Genomic DNA, 18,910 nt, shown 5'->3' on the forward strand with positions numbered 1-18,910 from the left:
GATACGTACTGAACTGCAAGATCTCGCATAGGGAATAATTGTAGCGATTGCTCGTGAAACAGGTGACCCTGGATCATGACTGAAAATTAAAAGAAAAATGTCGGATTGATGATAGTGAGCGACTTGCGGTTTAGGTATGATGTATGAATAAAGAAATTGAAGGAGAAGAATTAATAATTGGCAGATCGTAGCGTTCAATAATTGCAGACTATAATGGGTGCTAGTATAAATGGTGGGCGAAAAGCCGCAGATGGACAACCTGCTTGTATTTATTATTTGGTTTGAGGAGGCAAAAGAAATGTTTCGGTTATTGATCGTGGATGATGAAGCCATTATCGCAAACGGCATTAAGTCTAGCGTCGAATGGAGGAAGCTGGGGATCGACAGAGTAGAGACGGCTTATAACATGCGTCAAGCGAAAGAGGCTTTTGCCTCKGTTTCGTTCGATGTGATGATCTGCGATATCGAGATGCCGCAAGGAACGGGCTTTGACTTGTTCGCTTGGGTACGAGAGAGTCATCCGAAGACGGAGTGTATTTTTCTTACATGTCACGCGGAATTTGCCTATGCTAAGCGGGCGGTTCAGCTTGGAAGTCTAGATTATCTTTTGAAGCCCGTCCCGAGGGAGGAATTGGAGAAGACGGTAGACAAGGCGCTTGAGAAAATTCGTCGGGTACGTAATGATGATGCTAAATTGCTGGAACAGTTTTGGTCCGAGGTGCTTCGTCAGGAAATTCCGTCGCGATTGGATCAAATCTTGGAGCAAGCAAAACGGCATCATCTTCCCTATACAGAAGATACGATGTTACTGCCTGTGCTTTTCCATCTGGATTACTGGGACAAAAAGCTCGGTCCGCGGGATGAGCATATTATGTTTTATGCATTACGGAACGCTATGGAGGAGCTCGTTCTGATTCATTACGAAGCCTCCCAAGCGGTCTACTTAGGCGATGGCGTCATCGTTGTTATTATTCCGTCCAATAGCAATTCCGATCTTTTTGAAGAGGGGCTCCGTCTGGAAATACAGCAACGCTGCGCAGCTTATATACAAGCTTGCAATATGTATTTTTATTGCCATCTTTCGTGTTATGTAGGCGATAAGGTCACCATTGACCGATTATCTGTCATGTATAATTTGCTCGCCGAAACGCAGCGAAAGAAACTCAATACGACGGATCGGGTACTGGTCCTTGACGAGATGCCGCAAAAGGAGCTGGAGATTTCGAGTCCGAATATGAAGGTTTGGTCCGAGATGCTTCGAAGGTCGGAGAAAGAGAGGATGCTCCAAGCTATGCTAGCGCATTTGGAGGTATGGAAGAACCTTGATCATTTAGATGTGAAGCGGGTTCAATTCTTTTACCAAGGCGTCCTCCAGATGGTGCTTCACACGTTGCAGGAGTCAGGCTTAAGAGCAGAGGATATTTTACACGAGCATCTGGCACCGGAACGGGCGATGGTCGCGACACGCTCGGTCAGAGATTTGCAACAATGGGTGAGCGATGTCATCGAAACCGCCGTATCTAGCATGGAGGCTCTGGAGTCTAACGAAACGATCGTGGAAAGGATACGACGGTATATTTCGCTGCACCTCGACGAGGAGCTCTCCAGGCAGTATATTGCGGACCATGTCGGGTTAAGTCCCGATTATGTCGTTAAACTATTCAAGAAGGAAGTGGGTTTGTCGATCACGGACTACATCTTAAAGGAGCGGCTGTCTCGGGCGAAAGAACTTTTGCTGGGATCGAATATGTCGATCAGCGAGGTTGCGTTGTCGGTCGGATACCCGAATTTTTCATACTTCTCGACGCTGTTCCGCAAAGAAACATCGATAACGCCTCAGGAATTTCGCAAGCAGCGTATCTGACGGGCATTCTGAAAATTTGAAAGCGATCTGCACTTCTATTAGTGGACTAAGGAGAAGCATTTATGTGTTACTCTATCGGACGCTTTTACGGGTGCTTTTTGCGTTGACGATTAAGGGAGGACAATGACATATGAACAAGAAGACGGGCAAGCCCTTTATCAATTCGATTCGATTTAAGCTGATTGCCGGATTAATCATTTTAATGCTCCCCATTGTGACTTATCTGATCTATAACAACGTTTATTCCATCAAAGTCGTCAGAAATCAGGTTGCCGCTTCAATTAGCAGCACCGTGAGCCTATATATAAATATCGTAGATCAAAGCTTGGATTCCGTAGATGATTATTTAGTAAGGCTAATTATGGAAGAGAGGGGCTTTCTGCCGCTTGAGAAGGCCGCCTTCAAAGATCTTGATACCTATCAATTGGAGAAATACCGCGTGTTCCGAAAAATGGATGAAGATATGGTTTATAATCAAGCGCTTGATTTTACCTTTATCTATAATACGGCTAACGACGATATGTTGTTTGTGCCGAATCGGCAAAAGGAAAGAACGGATACGCCAAATTGGGATGAAGTGAGGAGTCCGTTAACCGAGTTGACCCGTTCGCGCCCGCTGGAGGCGGCGTTCGGGAATTCATGGTTCGACATTAAACTCGGGGATGACTTCTATGTTATGCGCGTTATGAGGTCGGGCAAGCAATATATAGGAATGGGGATTAATATCGATCTCCTGCTAAGCCCAATGGACCTATTCAATCTTGAGGGCGGAGCGCAAGTCGTATTCACCAACGAGCGGAATGAGCCGCTTGGGGATGAGCGATTTTTTACTGAACATGATATAAACTTGGCTTTTCAAAGCAATGAATATAGGCTAACCGGGAAAAATAACGATTTTCTCATCGTTGGGGAAACCTCATCCAAGGGGCCCTTTCATTTGGTGACGTTAGTGCCGGATGATCTGATTTTGGAACAGCTGCCCTATCTGTTGCGGATCACGTACTTGCTTGCCATTGCTTCCATATTAAGCGTAGCTCTTGCTTTATATGCGCTGCGAAAGGTTGTGCTATTGCCGATTCATCGGACTCTCGTTGCCATGCGCAAGGTTAAGGAGGGGTTCTTGGATGCACGGATACCCACCGCTCGTTCTTCCAACGAGTTCGAGACGATGAGCGATACATTCAACGGCATGGTAGCTGAAATTCAACAGTTGAAGTTCAACATTTACGAGGAGCAGATCATGACACAGAAAGCGGAGCTTCGGCAGCTTCAACTGCAAATTAACCCTCACTTTTTTTTGAATTCCCTTAATATCGTTTACTATCTGGCCTTGGATAAGAAGTTTTCTTTAATCCAAGAGCTTTCTTTGTTATTGATACAATATTTTCGGTTCATGTTTCAAAGCGGCGCGGACTTCGTTTCTCTTCAGGACGAAATTAAGCATACCGTCAATTATTTGCGAATTCAAAGCTTTCGTTTCCCCGGCAGCCTGACCTATGAAGTGGATTTGCCGGAGAAGCTGCATTCCGTTTCTTTGCCGCCCCTAGTCATTCAGACGTTTGTCGAAAATGCAATCAAGTATGCGATCGATACCGATCGGCAAACACATATCCAAATTTTAATCCGGGAATCCTCACATGATGAAATGAGTATCCGAGTCACGGATACAGGTCCTGGTTTTTCAGAGGAGTGGCTTAACAAGTTGCAGCAAAATAGGAATCCGATGTCCGATCAAGGAGAGCAGATCGGGATATGGAACGTGAAACGGAGGCTGGAGCTGCTCTATAACGATCGAGCAACGATTCATTTCAGCAACCAAGACGGAGCGGTTGTAGAGATCAGCATGCCAATGAAGAAGGAGTAGGCGCCTCCTGTCTTATCCAAACCGATAATAACGGAAATTTAAAAGAAGAATGTCGTGTTAGTGAAAGTGTGCTCCGCACGGTTCCGTTATGATGGATTCATAATGAGGCTTGAACAAGTAGGAATTAGGAGGCGAGAGCGATGCGGATCGGAGCTATTGAAGCTGGAGGAACAAAGTTTATTTGCGGAGTAGGCAATGAAAGAGGAGACATTTTCGAAAAAATCAGTTTCCGGACTACAAGTCCAGAAGAGACTCTTGGACAAGCGGTCGATTTCTTTCAATCGCGGCAGGTTGAAGCAATCGGCATAGGTTCCTTCGGTCCAATCAATCTGCAACAAAATAGCCCGAAATACGGCTTTATTACGACAACGCCCAAATTAGGCTGGTCCGATTGCAATGTGATTGGCATGTTAAGTCATCATTTTAAGGTTCCTTTCGGTTGGGATACGGATGTGAATGCGGCGGCACTGGGAGAAGCTTCTTGGGGAGCGGCAAAGGGATTAAATAGCTGTGCGTATTACACCATCGGCACGGGGATTGGTTTAGGCGTTTTTATAGAAGGACGCCTTGTTCACGGCATCATGCATCCGGAAGGCGGGCATATCGCTGTAAAACGTCACGAGTTGGATGCGTTCGATGGGAACTGTCCGTATCATCAAGATTGCTTGGAGGGAATGGCGGCAGGACCCGCTATCGAGGCTAGATGGAACCGAAGGGCCGAACAAATCCCCGAAGACCATGAGGCTTGGGAAATGGAAGCTTATTATATTGCTCAGGCTCTTGTCTCCACGATCTTGACCTTATCGCCGGAAAAAATAATTTTGGGCGGCGGAGTTATGAATCAATCGCATCTTTTTGCATCGATACGTAAGCATGTTCAACGCATGCTTAACGGGTATTTAAATATCGACGCGATAACTTCCGGGATTGATCAGTATATTGTACCTCCTGCATTGAAGGAGAATGCGGGTATATGCGGCGCGCTGGCTTTAGGAATTCAAGCGTTAAAGGACGCAAATAAATAAAGGTTTCAATTTTAAGACGAGTAGAACTGAAATTCAAAGGTCGCATAGCTGAATATTGAAAGCGCGTATCTCCCCTTATATCGGACAATAGAGAGGCAACAGGCTGTCCCATTGAAAACGTACGGAGGAGGTTAAGAATCGACAACGCGGTCTTTCTAGAGCAAGCATTGGACTAGTGAAATTCAACTTTAAGAGGGGGATGGAAAGCATGTTAAAAAAGACGTTATCTTATTCAGTTGCCGTGATCATGATTCTTGCGGTACTTGCGGGATGCGCGGGTAATGCAGGAAACGAAGGGGAAACTTCCGCAGGGAATGGTTCTTCCAAGGAAGTGTATACGGTCAATTTCGCATATCATGCGCCGAAGGAAGGCAATCAGGAAGAAGTAAACAAGCTTATCAACGAGTTGACGATGAAAGATTTGAATATGAAAGTGAATCTAATCCCGCTTAGCTGGGATACCTACAACTCGAAATTGCCTATGATGCTTGCGTCGGGCGAGCCTATCGACATTTCATTTGCCTTTTCGTTCAGCATGCCAAGCTTCATTGACGGCGGGTACATTGTAGATGCATCCGATTACACGGAGTATACCAAGGACATTTACGAGTTGCTCGGCGATGAGCTGGATGCCGGCTACATCGGGGATCAGCTTGCTGGCTTCCCAATGATGAGTTCGCGAGCGACACCGTCTGGAATCTTTGTAAGAAAAGATATCTTTGACGCTCTCGGCTATAAAGTGTCCGACTTCAATGTAACGACAGACGACTATTCCAGCTTTGATAAGATCACGGAAATGTTCGCTAAGGTAAAGGAACAATATCCCGATATAATACCATTCGACGGCTATCGGACATTTGGCCTAAATGCATTAACGTACGTGGATGGATTGGGTGACAGCTTCGGTGTCTTGGAGAACTACGGTCAGACGACAACCGTAACGAACTGGTACGAATCGGAGCAGTTCAAGCAATTCGCTACGTTGAACAGAAAATGGTATTCGGATGGATACTCCTCCAAGGATATCGCAGTGAATAAAGAATTAGGTCAAGCCAAAATGAAAGCCGGGAAAACATTCGCAATTTTTGCTTCATACGGTCCGAACGTCATTACGGAGTTGAAATCGCAAACGGGCTACGATGCCGTTATGATTCCGGTTTCCAATAAAATGAAATCCTCATTAGCGGTCAGCGGCGCAATGAACGTTGTACTAAGTACGTCCAAAGACAAGGCGAAAGCGTTCCAATTTCTGAATTGGGCGTACACGAACGCCGAGTTTAACGATCTCCTCAACTGGGGGGTTCCAGGAAAAGATTGGATCATTAATGACAACGGACAGGCGGATTACCCGTCGGGCATTACCTCATCGACAGTCAATTACCATTCGGACTACGGCTTTATATACCCGAATCAGTATTTGATGCATCCGTGGGCGGGCAGTCCGGAGGGGATCTGGGAAACGTACAAAAATTTCGATAGCGATGCATTGATTTCGAAGGCTTTCGGATTTACGTTCGACGCGGCTCCTGTGGCCATGGAGGTATCTCAGTTGAATTCGGTGCTTGCAAAATATGAAAATCCGATCAGTTTCGGTGCAGTCGATCCGGAGGCAAATCTTAAAAAGCTAAATGACGAGCTATATGCCGCAGGCTTGCAAAAGGTTATGGATGAAAAACAAAAACAGCTAGACGCTTGGTTGGCCAAGCAATAGTTACCACATTGCACGATTCGGGGGCTGCTTCTATCGGAATCCAGCCCCGAATCGGTTAAGGGGATATCGATCAACGATGAATAAGAAACTCGCCAACCTTAGAGAATATACTCCGCTCTATATCATGATGTTGCCCTGTGTCATTTATCTCATTATTAATAATTATATTCCGATGGTCGGGATCGTATCGGCATTTAAAAAGTTTCGCAGCTCCGATGGAATCCTCGGCAGTCCGTGGGTCGGACTGCAAAATTTCGAATACTTGTTTCGCTCAAGCGACCTGGCCATCATTCTTCGAAATACGATTCTTTATAACGGCGCGTTCATTATCGTAAATACGGTCGTTGGTCTCCTTGTAGCCATCTTAATTACAGAAATTAAGAACGAACGAATGAAAAAACTGTATCAAAGCTCCATTCTGTTGCCATTCACGATGTCGATGGTCGTCATTAGTTATATCGTCTTTGCATTTCTTAGTCATCAAAACGGCATGCTCAATAACAGCATTTTCACAAAAAATCCCGTTGAATGGTATAGCAATCCTACATGGTGGCCTCTGATTCTGATCGTAGTCGAGTGTTGGAAAAATGTTGGATATGGCGCTCTGATCTATATTGCGGGCATTACGACGATCGATCGATCCTTGCACGAAGCGGCAGCTATTGACGGGGCGGGCAAATGGAAACGGATTACGAATGTTACGCTGCCTTCGTTGGTTCCTTCCATTATTACGTTGTTCCTATTAAGCGTCAGCAGAATCGCTTACTCGGACTTTGGTCTGTTCTATTTGATTCCTCAAAATTCCGGAAGCTTATTCAATGTTACGGCAACGATCGATACGTATGTGTATAGCATGCTGATGGCTCCCGGCGGTATAGGGCGCTCGGCTGCCACAGGCTTGCTGCAAGCCGCGGTCGGATTGGTATTGATTATTTCGGCGAACGCGCTTGTCCGCAAATTGAGCTCCAAAGATGCGATTTTTTAGAAGGGAGGCCATATCTATATGATTGAAAATAAAGCATACCAGATTTTATTCAACTCTATCCTGTTGTTAGTCGCATTGCTCATGATTCTACCATTGCTATTGCTATTCATATCCTCTATCACGGACGAAAATACGTTGATTGCCAACGGCTATTCTTTCTTTCCATCCCAATTGAGTCTTGGCGCCTATGAATATATGGTTTCGAATTCTTCTACCATCTTGCGAGCGTACGGAATTACGTTTATTACAACTGCGCTCGGGACGCTCCTTGGCCTTACGATTACGGCCATGATGAGTTTCGGTTTATCGATCAAGAGCTTGCCGGGGAATCGGGTCATCAGTTTTTTCATATTTTTCACTATGCTCTTTAACGGCGGGTTAGTGCCGACCTATATCATGTGGACGAGCTTGGGAGTTGTCAACACGTTAGGGGCATATGTGTTTCCGTTCCTGTTGACGAACGCCTTCAGTATTATTTTGGTTCGGTCCTACTTAGCCTCGAACATTCCAAATGAATTATACGAATCTGCCAAAATCGACGGCGCGGGTTATTTCAGAATCTTTTTCCAGATGGTTCTTCCACTAGGGAAACCGATTTTGGCTACGATCGGACTTTTCTCGTGCCTGCTCTACTGGAATGATTGGCAGAACGCGCTATATTTTATCACAGATCCGGATCAGCTCAGTATTCAGGCATTGCTGAATAAGATGAATCAGAACATTCAGTCCGTCATCTCGAGCTCCGTTTCGTCAAGCTCAAGCGCTGTCACTAATTTACCTCAAGCCTCCATACGGATGGCGATCGCCTTCGTAGCGATTCTACCTATCCTCGTCCTATATCCGTTCCTGCAAAAATATTATGCAAGCGGAATTATGGGGGGAGCCGTGAAAGGCTAGCATTTCGCAAAAATCGGATAAGAGGATGGTTGAAATGGAAGTTAAAATGGCGATTGTCCCAGGGACGCCTAATGATGACAACAGGGAGTATTTGCCTGAAGCCATTAGAAATTCGGATATGGTTGTGAACGAGAATGGCAACAACTCGATGGTATATCCCGAAAGACTTAAGGAATATACCGATTCATTGGCTGACGGGATACCGGATACTTGGTATGAATATGTTCCGTCCTCTTATGACGGGACCCGCAAGGTGCCTCTGGTCTTGTCGATGCATGGAGGATTGATGACCGGATGGGGGCAGGCGATCTACTCCTCGTGGACGCTCGTAGCGGATCGGGAAGGGTTTATTGTCGTGTTCCCCAACGCTCACGAAAGACGAATATGGACTCTTGAAGTCGAGAAGAAAACGTTCGAGGTGTTAGGGGCGCCAAGCCCGAGCGGTTTTTACATGCACACGCCTCCGGAAAAGCCGGAAGATAACCATGATTTGAACTTTATACTTGCTCTGATTAACAGAATGTCGCACAAGTATAACATTGATGAGTCCAGAATTTTCATGCAGGGCATGTCCATGGGGGAAATCATGACGAATCAGTTCGCCCGGTATCATGGCCAGTGGCTGGCAGGGCAAGCAGGGTCGGCGGGCGTCACATGGCCGGAGGTCATTTTCGACGAGCAAGGAGACGTCATCAATCGCGCTGGTCCGCTGCCCGTCTGGCAGTCTCGCGTCGAGCATGAGAGTTTACCGCTGCATGAAGATGAGACAGAGGCGTTTGTAAAAAGAAATCGCGACTATTGGAAGCAAATCAATGGCTGCCAGCAATTACCGGAAATCAAAATTGTAGGCGAGGACAACTTTGCTTTTTACAAAGGCGAGCATGCGGACTTCGTTTTCCGAGACGTTAAGAATAGAGATCATGGGCAAACCTTTGATGACGCGGAGGTCGTATGGGACTACCTGTTCTCGGGCATACGGCGCGGAGAGAACGGCGAAATCATGAACTTCGAACCCTTAAGTCCAAGGAGAGGAGATGCATATGGCATCGCCTTGGCGGAGGGCAGCTCGAACGCGTACGTCAACAATCGTTTGGTTAAGATGAGCGGGCCTGCAAGGAAACATCAAAAACTGAAATATCATGGCCTTAGCGGCGACGCAATCGTAAGAGGAGAGTATTTCTTAGTGCCGGTCTCGTTTATCGGAGAGCTTTTTGAAGCGACGTATCTACCTGCCGATGGAGGGCTTTCCTCCGAATTGGTGCTGAAGGACGGGAGAAGACTGCAATTCGCCCGAGGAAGTATCGGCTGCGTTGTGGATAACCGCGTTCATTCCATGTATTGCGAAGCAGTATTTGGCAATGGGGAACTCTATCTTCCGATTGAATGGATTTGCAAGATGCTTTTTAACAACCACGTCACTTGCTTCGAAGACGTGCTGTATATTACCGATCACGATGCCGAGCTTTCCTTAAACATGGCCCTACTTATCCGTGACGAAATACTAACATAAAGCGGGTGGTGAGGACTCTATGAAGGACCTAAGCAAAGCAAGCGTCAMGAACGAAAAGGTGCAAACGGTCTGGAACAAGGCCTTTATTAATGTATTTGTGATGAACGTATTTCTAATGCTGGGATTGTTCATGACGAATGTGCTTGTCCCGACGTATGCCGAACATGTTGGAGCAACAGCTGCGATCGTAGGCTTAGTAACGAGTATGTTTGCGGTTACCGCGCTTGCGGTTCGTCCTATAGTGGGGCCGTCAACGAGCTATTTTCGGAACAATCGATTGCTTGCGGCTGCCGTTGTTATTACTATAGCAGCGTTCGTTTGTTACGGATTCGCCGAAAGTGTTTCGATGATCATTGTTGGGAGACTTCTTCACGGAATCGGGATGGGTTTTTTTGCGCCTGTAAGCATGGCCCTCGTCAGCGATACCTTGCCCAGTAACAAGCTTGCTTCGGGAATCGGAATATTTTCATTAGGGCAGGCAATCGCTACTGCCATCGGCCCGGCTATTGGCCTGGAATTGGTCCAACGATTCGGATATCGGGGAACGTTCTTCATCGGAGCTCTGATTATGGGGATTGTGCTGGTGCTCTCGCTGCGGTTGAAATCGGATCCCCCGGAAATGAAGAACGGCTTCAAGATCAGGTGGATCGACATTGTTGCCCGTGAAGTGATGGTTCCTGCGACAATCATGTTTTTTTTAGCAAGTGCTTACTCTTGCATTAACGCATTTATCCTCATTTATGGCGGGGCGGCAGGGGTAAAAGAAATCGGTCTTTTTTTCACATCTTACGCCATTTGTTTATTCATTTCCAGACCGGTTAGCGGAAAGTTAGCGGACAAGTACGGGGTGGATAAAACGCTTATTCCAGGCATGATCATCTTTGCGCTGTCGTTCATCTTGCTTAGTTATTCCAGTACGCTTCCAATGTTCTTAATATCGGGGGCCGTGTCGGCTTTCGGATACGGGATCTGTCAGCCTGCTCTTCAGACGCTTTGCATCCAGATGGTCTCCAAAGAACGGCGTGGCGTGGCTGGGAATACAATCTTTATTGGCGTCGATACCGGATATTTGCTGGCGCCTTCTGTCGCAGGCTTGATTGTAACGTTTATACAAAGCCATGGCGGAGACGAGATAGCGGGATATGCTGTCATGTTTCAGTTCATGACAATACCAATTTGTATGGGGCTCATACTCTTTTTATGGAAACGAAAAACAATCCTTTCACAAATAAAAGATAGAAATTAGAGATCAGGAGGCAGCTTCAATGTCCATTGCAACTTTGAATTTCGAGAGTGAATACTTAAAATCGAATCACCAGATCAGCATTATTTTGCCCAACAAGCCTCGGGACCTCCCTGCTAAGGACTACTACGAAAGCCAAAAGAAGTATAAGGTACTATGGCTTCTCCACGGCACGTACGGCGACCATACCGATTGGCTTCGTAGAACGAACATCGAATTGTACGCTTGCGAAAAAGACCTCATTGTCGTGATGCCGAGCGCTCTCAATAGCAATTATTCGAACTGGGATAGCAGCATGCTTGGTTTCGGCATGTACGACTACTTGACTAAGGAGCTCATGTCATTGATTTACAACTGGTTGCCGGCGTCAGACAAGCGCGAGGACAATTTTATTGCGGGTCTTTCCATGGGCGGACGAGGCACCATAAAATTTGCTGCAAATCATCCTGATAAATTCGCTGCCGCTGCCGTATTATCCGCTGCCCCCGTCAATTTACAGAACTTGACGGAAGAGGATTTGCTCAAAGACGACTTTTTTGCCCGTCGCATGCGCGGAATGGTGGAAAACGCGGGGGGATTGCAGGCATTTAAAGACTCCTCCGAAAATGTATGGGATATATTGGACTCCCACGCGGGGAGCGGCAGACTGCCCCGGCTTTTATTCGCCTGCGGCACCGAGGATGCGATGATATACGAAAATCTGCTTCTCTTCAAAAAACATGCCGATGAAATGAAGCTTGGAGCCGAGTTTTGGACACTGGAAGGGTACGGACATGAATGGAGATTTTGGGACTTGGCCATTCAGCGCGCGCTTGAATTTTTCGGCCTTGAGGATACAGGGGCAAGTCCATATTAGAGCGAGTAAGAAAGGATCGTGACCACATGAATCAGAAAATCGTCATTATTCCCGGAACGCCAAACGATGATAATCGCGAGTATCTCCCTGAGATGATCAAAACCACGGATATGGTCGTGAATGAGAATGGAAACAATTCCCAGGTTTACCCTGCGAGATTGTCCGAATATACGGATATGGTGTTGGACGGCATTGAACATACTTGGTACGAATACGTTCCGGCTTCCTATGACGGAACGAGGGATGTGCCGCTAGTCTTATCGATGCATGGAGGATTAATGACAGGGTGGGGGCAAGCCGTCTATACTTCCTGGACGCTTGTCGCGGAGCGCGAGGGTTTTATCGTTCTTTTCCCGAACGCCGGCAAAGACAAATTTTGGATTGTTGAAACGGAGAAGGAAAAGATCGAAGAAGCGCTTTCCTTTAAAGTGGAAGGAAAATCGATGCATTTGCCTCCTGACAATCCCGAGGACAACCAGGATATGAATACGGTTCTCGAGCTTATCGAACGGGCAAAACACAAATACAAAGTCGATGAGGGCAGAATTTTCATCCAGGGAATGTCGATGGGGAATATGATGACGAGCCAGATGGCGCGGTACCATGGCAAAGTATTTGCGGGCAAGGCGGGATCCGGCGGGCCATCAAGTCCTGGCGTGTTATTCGATAAAAACGACGAGCTCCTGAATCAAGCGGGGCCGCTTGCGGTTTGGCAGACTCGGCTTGAGCACGATCAGGTACCGCCTCATTTCCATGGCGATACGGACTATGTCGTCAAGCGAAATCGCGAGTATTGGAAGCGCATCAATCAGTGCCGCGAATTGCCGGAAATCAAAATCGCGGGAGAGGATAACTTCGCCTTCTACAAAGGCGAGCATGCGGACGTTGTATTCCGCGACGTCAAAAATAGGGACCATGGACAAACCTTCGACGACGCAGAGGTCGTATGGGATTATCTATTCTCGGGCATCCGACGCGGAGAGAACGGCGAAATCGTGAGCTCCGAGCCTCGAATACCGAGGAAAGGCGATGACTATGCCATTGCCTTGGCAGCGGGCAGCGCCAACGCGTATGTTAACAATTCCTTGGTTGCGATGCGCGGACCTGTTAGGAAGCATCAAAAGCTGAAGTATCATGGACTGAGCGGAGATGCCATTGTAAGAGGCGAGTACTTCATGGTGCCGGTCTCATTCCTTGCGGATGTATTCGACGCAACGCATCGCGCTGAGCACGGTGGACATTCCGTTGAGCTGCAGTTTAAGGACGGGATGACGATGCAATTTGCCCGTGGCAGTATCGGGTGCGTCGTGGACAACCGCGTGCACTCCATGTATTGCGAAGCGGTGTTTAAAGACGGGGAGCTCTATATCCCCATCGAGTGGATTTGCAAGAGACTATTCAATAACAACGTCTCCTCCTGCGGTGATGTCCTCTATATTACCGATCATCATGCTGAGCTGTCACTGAATATGGCGCTTCTTATCCGCGATGAAATATTGACAAAGGATGGAGCGTAGCCGATGGCCGTTATCAAAATGAACTTTCTGTCCCAAGCGCTGAACATGCAAACAAATATTACAGTTGTTTTGCCCACCTTCAGCTTTGCCGACAGTATGGAAGGCATCGGCGCGAGCTACCTGCCTGGAATGAAATATCAAGTCCTGTATTTACTTCATGGCGGAATGGGAGACGACAGCGATTATGTGAATTTCACCAATATTGTTCGCTACGCGGATAAGCACAAGTTGGCTGTCGTTATGCCTGCCGCTAATAATTCAAGCTACACGGATTATGACGGGACGGATTTTTACACGTATATCTCGGAAGAATTGCCTAAGCTTTGCGAAACGATGTTCCCTGTATCTTCTCAAAGGGAGGATACGTTTATCGGAGGCCTGTCGATGGGCTCTCATGGGGCAATGAAGATCGCAATGAATCATCCGGAGAGGTTCGCGGCCGTACTATTGATGTCAGGGGCGTCCTATCGCCCTGGCGTTCCAAGCGTAGTCAAAACGGTAGACGGTACATTTCACTTCGATGTCGACATAGCTGTCCCTCTAAAGAGTAGTCTTCAGGCGAAACTGGATGATCCTGAATATATTCGGGATACCGTGAATGACGTGTATAGCATAGCCAGAAGAAATGCCCAGGAAGGCAAGAGACTTCCCACTGTTTTTATTCGCGTCGGTGACTGCGATCACGCTCTCTATCGTACGATTCAGGCGGAGAAGGATCTTAAAGAGTGGGGCTATGACACAAGAATGGAGATTGTACCTGGAAAGGGACATGATTGGGATTTCTGGGACGAATCGCTGCGTATCGCTATCAGCGGCTGGTTGCCTCTGCGACATCAAGCCATCTATCCCCAAAATGAGAAAACGGAGGAAAACAAGTGAAGAAAATAGCAAACCAAGTCATGTTGATCACTTATGCGGACAGCATGGGCAACCATTTAAAGGATCTGTACGCCATACTGGACGAGCACTTCGACGGAGTGTTCGGCGGGGTTCATATTCTCCCCTTCTTTCCCTCCTCGGGCGATAGGGGATTTGCGGTAATCAACTATGACGAAGTCGACCCGGCATTCGGCAATTGGGATGATATCAAGAAATTTTCCGAAAAGTACTATCTCATGGCAGATTTCATGATTAACCATGCTTCCATCCGAAGTGAAGAATTTAAGGATTATATGAAGAACGGCGACGCCTCGCCCTACAGCGACATGTTTATCCATTGGGACAAGTTTTGGCCGAATGGCGAGCCTACGGAAGAAGAATTGGAAACTCTCTATCGCAGGAAGCTTCAGGGTCCGTATAAGGAGTTTACCCGCGATGACGGGAAGGTCGTCAAGATCTGGAATACGTTCTTCGAAGAACAGGTGGATATTGATCCGTGGGCTTCCTCCACGCAGGATTACTACGAACGGAATTTGGGACGCATTGCCGAGTATGTCCCGCTCATCCGATTCGATGCCTTCGCCTATGCGTCCAAAAAACCGGGTACGAGCTGCTTCTTTGTCGAACCGGAGGTATGGGACGTGCTGGATATCGGCATGAAGCCGATACGGGATCGCGGTACGGAAATGCTGCCGGAAATCCACGAAAACTATAAGATTCAGTTGAAAATGGCGGAGCAGGGACATTGGGTATACGACTTTGCGTTGCCGATGCTCATGCTTCACGCCTTAATGACCGGACGTACGGACCGATTGGTGAATTGGATGAAGATTTGCCCTCGCAAACAATTTACGACTTTGGATACCCATGACGGCATCGGAGTCGTCGACGTGGTTGGGCTGCTCGATGATGAAGAGATTGATTTCGTGAGGGAAAGAGTAAATAAGAAAACCGAAGAGCTTCAGCAATATTACAGTCTGCCAGCCGGTGTAGTGAAAATGTCGGGAGCGAAGGCCAGACAATATCAGCTTATGAGCACCTATTACTCGGCCCTCGACGAAGACGATGAAGCCTATCTTCTTGCGCGAATCGTTCAGCTTTACGCTCCTGGTATTCCTCAAGTTTACTATGTGGGAATGTTGGCCGGTGAGAATGATGTTGAATCCCTGAAACAAATAGGCGAGCCGCGGAGTGTAAACCGCCACAATTATAGCAAGGAAGAGATTGAAGAACGGTTGCAAGTTCCGATGCTGCAACGACTGCTTGAAATGATGCGCTTCCGCAATGCCTATCCGGCCTTCGACGGCGAGATTGAGATCGATGATCAAGCGGAAAACGGATCATTAGGAATCACTTGGCGGAATGGGGAGCACTGGACGGCGCTTCATGCGGACTTCAGGACCAAACAATATCAGATTACGTACGCAGACGAGAATGGAATGAAGGCTACTCTATAGGAGGCGGAGCATGGCGATTTTGCGGTACAATTTTCGCTCGGAAATATTGGGCTTAAATACGAATGTCACGGTATGCTATCCGACAGGTTCCTTGACGACAGGCTTAGGCTACCAACATCCTATGCTTAAGAGCGACGACAAGATGCCTTATGAACGAGGCATGAAATTTCAAACGGTATACGTGCTTCACGGTGGCGGGGAAGACGATACGATACCATACCGTTATACAAGGCTAGAGCAGTATGCCGAAAAAAACATGGTTATGCTAGTCTCTCCTTCCGTAAATGACAGCCTTTATATGAACACGACTTACGGTTACAAGTATTTTGACTATTTAACGCAAGAGCTTCCCATGGTGGTGCAATCCTTATTCGCATCCGCTGTCGGCAGGGAGAACACGTTCGTGATCGGAATGGCGATGGGCGGAAACGGAGCGCTTGGCTTAGGTCTGATGCGTCCCGATCTTTATGAGGCGGTTGTCAATTTGTCGGGCGGCATCGGTGTCACGTTGGACCGGGAGGAATATGTACGGAGCTTGAATTGGCATTTCCCTAGGGTTCGCGACACCTTGCTCGGAGAGAGCGAATTCATTGGCTCGGAACACGACTTAAGATGGTTCGCGGAAAAGAATTTGGCTGATGGAGTGAAGGTTCCGCAGTTTTTTATTGGGGTAGGCGAAGAGGACTTCATTCGCGATCGAGTTTTTGAAGACTATGCCATTTTGAAACGGTTAGGTTACAACGTATTCTACGAAGAAGCCGAAGGGATGAAGCACGACTTCGATATGTGGGATATTTACTTGGATAAAGCGCTGAGTACGTGGTTGCCTCTCAAGCGGGAACCCATTTACGAATCAAATAAGAATGTGGTTTGAGCGTATAAGGGAGAAAGAAAAGGAGGAAGGACAGAATGGACTTTTTAAGCAAAGTTGCTCCGGAGCTTAGACAGGGCTTGGAAGTATTACCTGTACTGCGATTGCCCGAAGATTTGCCTATGGCGAGGCAATTCTCTCCTCCGCCGGTCGATAAATCAGACGCCGTCCTCACGACAGAGCGACAAATTGCCGGTGCGGAAGATAGCGAGATGCTGGTCAAGATCTACCAGCCGGCTCAAAGGGGGACGGATCAGCTGCCTGCCCTGCTTTGGATTCATGGCGGAGGATATGTGCTGGGCCATCCTAGCGGAGATGATGCGCTTTGCCAACAATTCGTGGAAGCTGCCGGCTGCGTTGTCATTTCCCCCGATTATCGATTGGCCCCGGACCATCCTTATCCGGCAGCCATAGAGGATTGCTACGCCGCATTGGTCTGGGCTGCAAGCTCTTCCGAACAATTGAATATTGATCGATCAAGAATTGCGGTGGGTGGAGCAAGCGCGGGTGGAGGACTGGCTGCGGCGCTAGCCTTGCTGGCTCGCGATAGAGGCGGGCCTGCCATCTGTTTTCAAATGCCGTTATACCCAATGATAGACGATCGCAACGTGACTCCCTCCAGCCACGAAATTACGTATCCTCCGGTTTGGAATAGAGCGAATAACGAAGCGGCTTGGAAGTTGTATCTCGGCGAACTCGCTCACGAAGACATTCCGCCTTATGCTGCAGCCAGCCGCGCAACGGATCTGGCTGGACTGCCTCCTCTATATACATGCGTTGGACAATTGGACCCGTTCCGGGATGAAACCATTAACTATGTCGCACGTTTAGCGCAAGCTGGCGTCGATGTGGAATTCCATCTTTATCCTGGCGGTTATCATGGATTCGAGATAGTCGTACCGGAAGCTGAAATCAGTAAACGGGCCAAAAAAGGATATATGGATGCGCTAGCGAGAGCTTTCAATCGTTAGATCGAATGAAAGACAGAGATAAAAACCTTGTGTGATCGCAATGGCAAACGCCTTACATGTTTAAGCAGCCAGTCGTCGGAAATCAACCGGTGACTGGTTATTTAGTTTTTGCCCGAAATGCAGCGCCGGCCTTGTCCCGCAACCCCATTGGGCGATTGTAAAAGGAATGAGCCAAATCCATCGATGCCAGTCAGATCCGCGTGATCTGATTGGTTTTTTTGTTGAATAGGCTACTTCCTATATGGCTTGCGATATTCAGTAGGCGACTTCCCGACTATTTTCTTGAAGACCGCGTTGAACGAACCGTTGTCATGATAGCCGACAAGCTGCGAAATCATACTGATTTTGTGCGAGGATTCGCGTAATAGCTCACAGCTTTTTTGGATGCGGGTATTTTGTAAATACGATCTAAAGGGTTGACCGAAATGTTTGAGAAAAAGACGCTGTAAGTGCCTATTGCTCCACTTCGAAAAATGAGATAGATCCGTTAAGGWGATGGATTCAGATAGATGTTGTTCAATAAAGTTTATTATTCCGGTGAAATCGGCATTGTCCATTGTCGACATATCGTTAGTTGCGATCTTAAGCCTGTATACGAGAGTAATCAATTGGCTTAATAGTGCGTGCAGCATCGTTTTGGTACCGATATTTGGAACGGACATTTCGCGGTAGAGCGTACTCATCAGTCGTTCAATCGAGCCGTCTCTATCGAATACGGTGAAGTAGGATTGCGTTTTATTTTCCAGCGTCGCTAGATGCTCCATAATCGAAGCATCCTCGATTTTCGAAGATAATATTTCAATCATTTGCCTATCAAATAAGCAATTGTAGACGATTAGCGGTTCTTCGCTGTACTGAGGAGTGGAAGGACGGAACACATGAGAAACRCCGACGGGTATGGCATACAACATGCCTTTATGCACGGGAAAAGTCTCATGCTCAATATGGTGAAATCCCTTTCCTTCGGCGACATAACAATACTCGATGAAGTCATGAGAGTGAAAGGGAACGGTAAAGTCTTCTGCATAGCGGTTTATGTATAGATGCAAGTTGTTTTGCAAGAAAAACTCACTCTTGAATAGTGCACTATTCCGATTCATTCGAAATTCACCTCTATTATTAAAATGACGCATTCACGGATGTTTTTTGTCCTGATTAGCACATGTTTTGTTGATTTCAATCGTTATTATTATAAATTAGGACCAATATAAAAATCTATACAGATCGTTGATCGTGAGAGGAGCAGCCAAGAGAACATAT

15 protein-coding genes are annotated in these 18,910 nt (G+C 47.2%); 14 read left to right on the forward strand and 1 reads right to left on the reverse strand.

What is annotated here, in order from left to right; genetic code table 11:
• Positions 1-298 precede the first annotated feature (298 nt).
• The 14 genes from AB4Z33_RS04615 (at position 299) to AB4Z33_RS04680 (ending at position 17,650) form a co-directional block, all read left to right on the forward strand.
• Positions 299-1,864 carry a response regulator transcription factor gene (locus tag AB4Z33_RS04615; RefSeq protein ID WP_442048794.1) on the forward strand — a complete coding sequence of 522 codons (1,566 nt, stop codon included), beginning with the start codon at positions 299-301 and terminating at the stop codon, positions 1,862-1,864.
• 130 nt (positions 1,865-1,994) lie between these two features.
• Positions 1,995-3,728, forward strand: a complete 1,734-nt coding sequence (locus tag AB4Z33_RS04620) for a sensor histidine kinase (protein WP_442048795.1) — start codon at positions 1,995-1,997, stop codon at positions 3,726-3,728.
• A gap of 140 nt (positions 3,729-3,868) precedes the next feature.
• A complete protein-coding gene (locus AB4Z33_RS04625) occupies positions 3,869-4,753 on the forward strand; it encodes an ROK family protein (RefSeq protein ID WP_442048796.1) in 885 nt (294 codons plus the stop codon).
• A gap of 208 nt (positions 4,754-4,961) precedes the next feature.
• Positions 4,962-6,464, forward strand: a complete 1,503-nt coding sequence (locus AB4Z33_RS04630; protein ID WP_442048797.1) for an ABC transporter substrate-binding protein — start codon at positions 4,962-4,964, stop codon at positions 6,462-6,464.
• Between the two features lie 76 nt (positions 6,465-6,540).
• Positions 6,541-7,449: an ABC transporter permease gene (locus AB4Z33_RS04635; RefSeq protein WP_442048798.1), complete on the forward strand. Its 909-nt coding sequence runs from the start codon at positions 6,541-6,543 to the stop codon at positions 7,447-7,449.
• Positions 7,450-7,467: 18 nt separating this feature from the next.
• Complete coding sequence (locus AB4Z33_RS04640; RefSeq protein ID WP_442048799.1) at positions 7,468-8,346, forward strand: carbohydrate ABC transporter permease; 879 nt, start codon at positions 7,468-7,470, stop codon at positions 8,344-8,346.
• Positions 8,347-8,380: 34 nt separating this feature from the next.
• Positions 8,381-9,856, forward strand: a complete 1,476-nt coding sequence (locus tag AB4Z33_RS04645; RefSeq protein ID WP_442048800.1) for an alpha/beta hydrolase family esterase — start codon at positions 8,381-8,383, stop codon at positions 9,854-9,856.
• A gap of 19 nt (positions 9,857-9,875) precedes the next feature.
• Complete coding sequence (locus tag AB4Z33_RS04650) at positions 9,876-11,102, forward strand: MFS transporter (RefSeq protein WP_442048801.1); 1,227 nt, start codon at positions 9,876-9,878, stop codon at positions 11,100-11,102.
• Between the two features lie 19 nt (positions 11,103-11,121).
• Positions 11,122-11,955: an alpha/beta hydrolase gene (locus AB4Z33_RS04655; RefSeq protein ID WP_442048802.1), complete on the forward strand. Its 834-nt coding sequence runs from the start codon at positions 11,122-11,124 to the stop codon at positions 11,953-11,955.
• 26 nt (positions 11,956-11,981) lie between these two features.
• A complete protein-coding gene (locus tag AB4Z33_RS04660) occupies positions 11,982-13,472 on the forward strand; it encodes an alpha/beta hydrolase family esterase (protein WP_442048803.1) in 1,491 nt (496 codons plus the stop codon).
• 3 nt (positions 13,473-13,475) lie between these two features.
• Positions 13,476-14,351, forward strand: coding sequence for an alpha/beta hydrolase (locus AB4Z33_RS04665; RefSeq protein ID WP_442048804.1), 876 nt, complete (start codon positions 13,476-13,478; stop codon positions 14,349-14,351).
• Positions 14,348-15,808, forward strand: a complete 1,461-nt coding sequence (gene gtfA / locus AB4Z33_RS04670; RefSeq protein ID WP_442048805.1) for a sucrose phosphorylase — start codon at positions 14,348-14,350, stop codon at positions 15,806-15,808. Before AB4Z33_RS04665 ends, gtfA begins: the two co-directional genes overlap by 4 nt.
• A 10-nt stretch (positions 15,809-15,818) precedes the next feature.
• Positions 15,819-16,682 (forward strand): alpha/beta hydrolase-fold protein, encoded by an 864-nt coding sequence (locus tag AB4Z33_RS04675; protein WP_442048806.1) that lies wholly within the window; start codon positions 15,819-15,821, stop codon positions 16,680-16,682.
• Between the two features lie 35 nt (positions 16,683-16,717).
• A complete protein-coding gene (locus AB4Z33_RS04680; protein ID WP_442048807.1) occupies positions 16,718-17,650 on the forward strand; it encodes an alpha/beta hydrolase in 933 nt (310 codons plus the stop codon).
• A gap of 230 nt (positions 17,651-17,880) precedes the next feature.
• Here the strand turns inward: AB4Z33_RS04680 and AB4Z33_RS04685 are convergent, their stop codons facing one another.
• A complete protein-coding gene (locus AB4Z33_RS04685; RefSeq protein WP_442048808.1) occupies positions 17,881-18,750 on the reverse strand; it encodes an AraC family transcriptional regulator in 870 nt (289 codons plus the stop codon).
• Between the last annotated feature and the right edge of the window lie 160 nt (positions 18,751-18,910).

Origin of the sequence: Paenibacillus sp. 2TAB19, from assembly GCF_052115185.1 — a bacterium.
In the GTDB taxonomy this organism is placed as follows: Bacteria; Bacillota; Bacilli; order Paenibacillales; family Paenibacillaceae; genus Pristimantibacillus.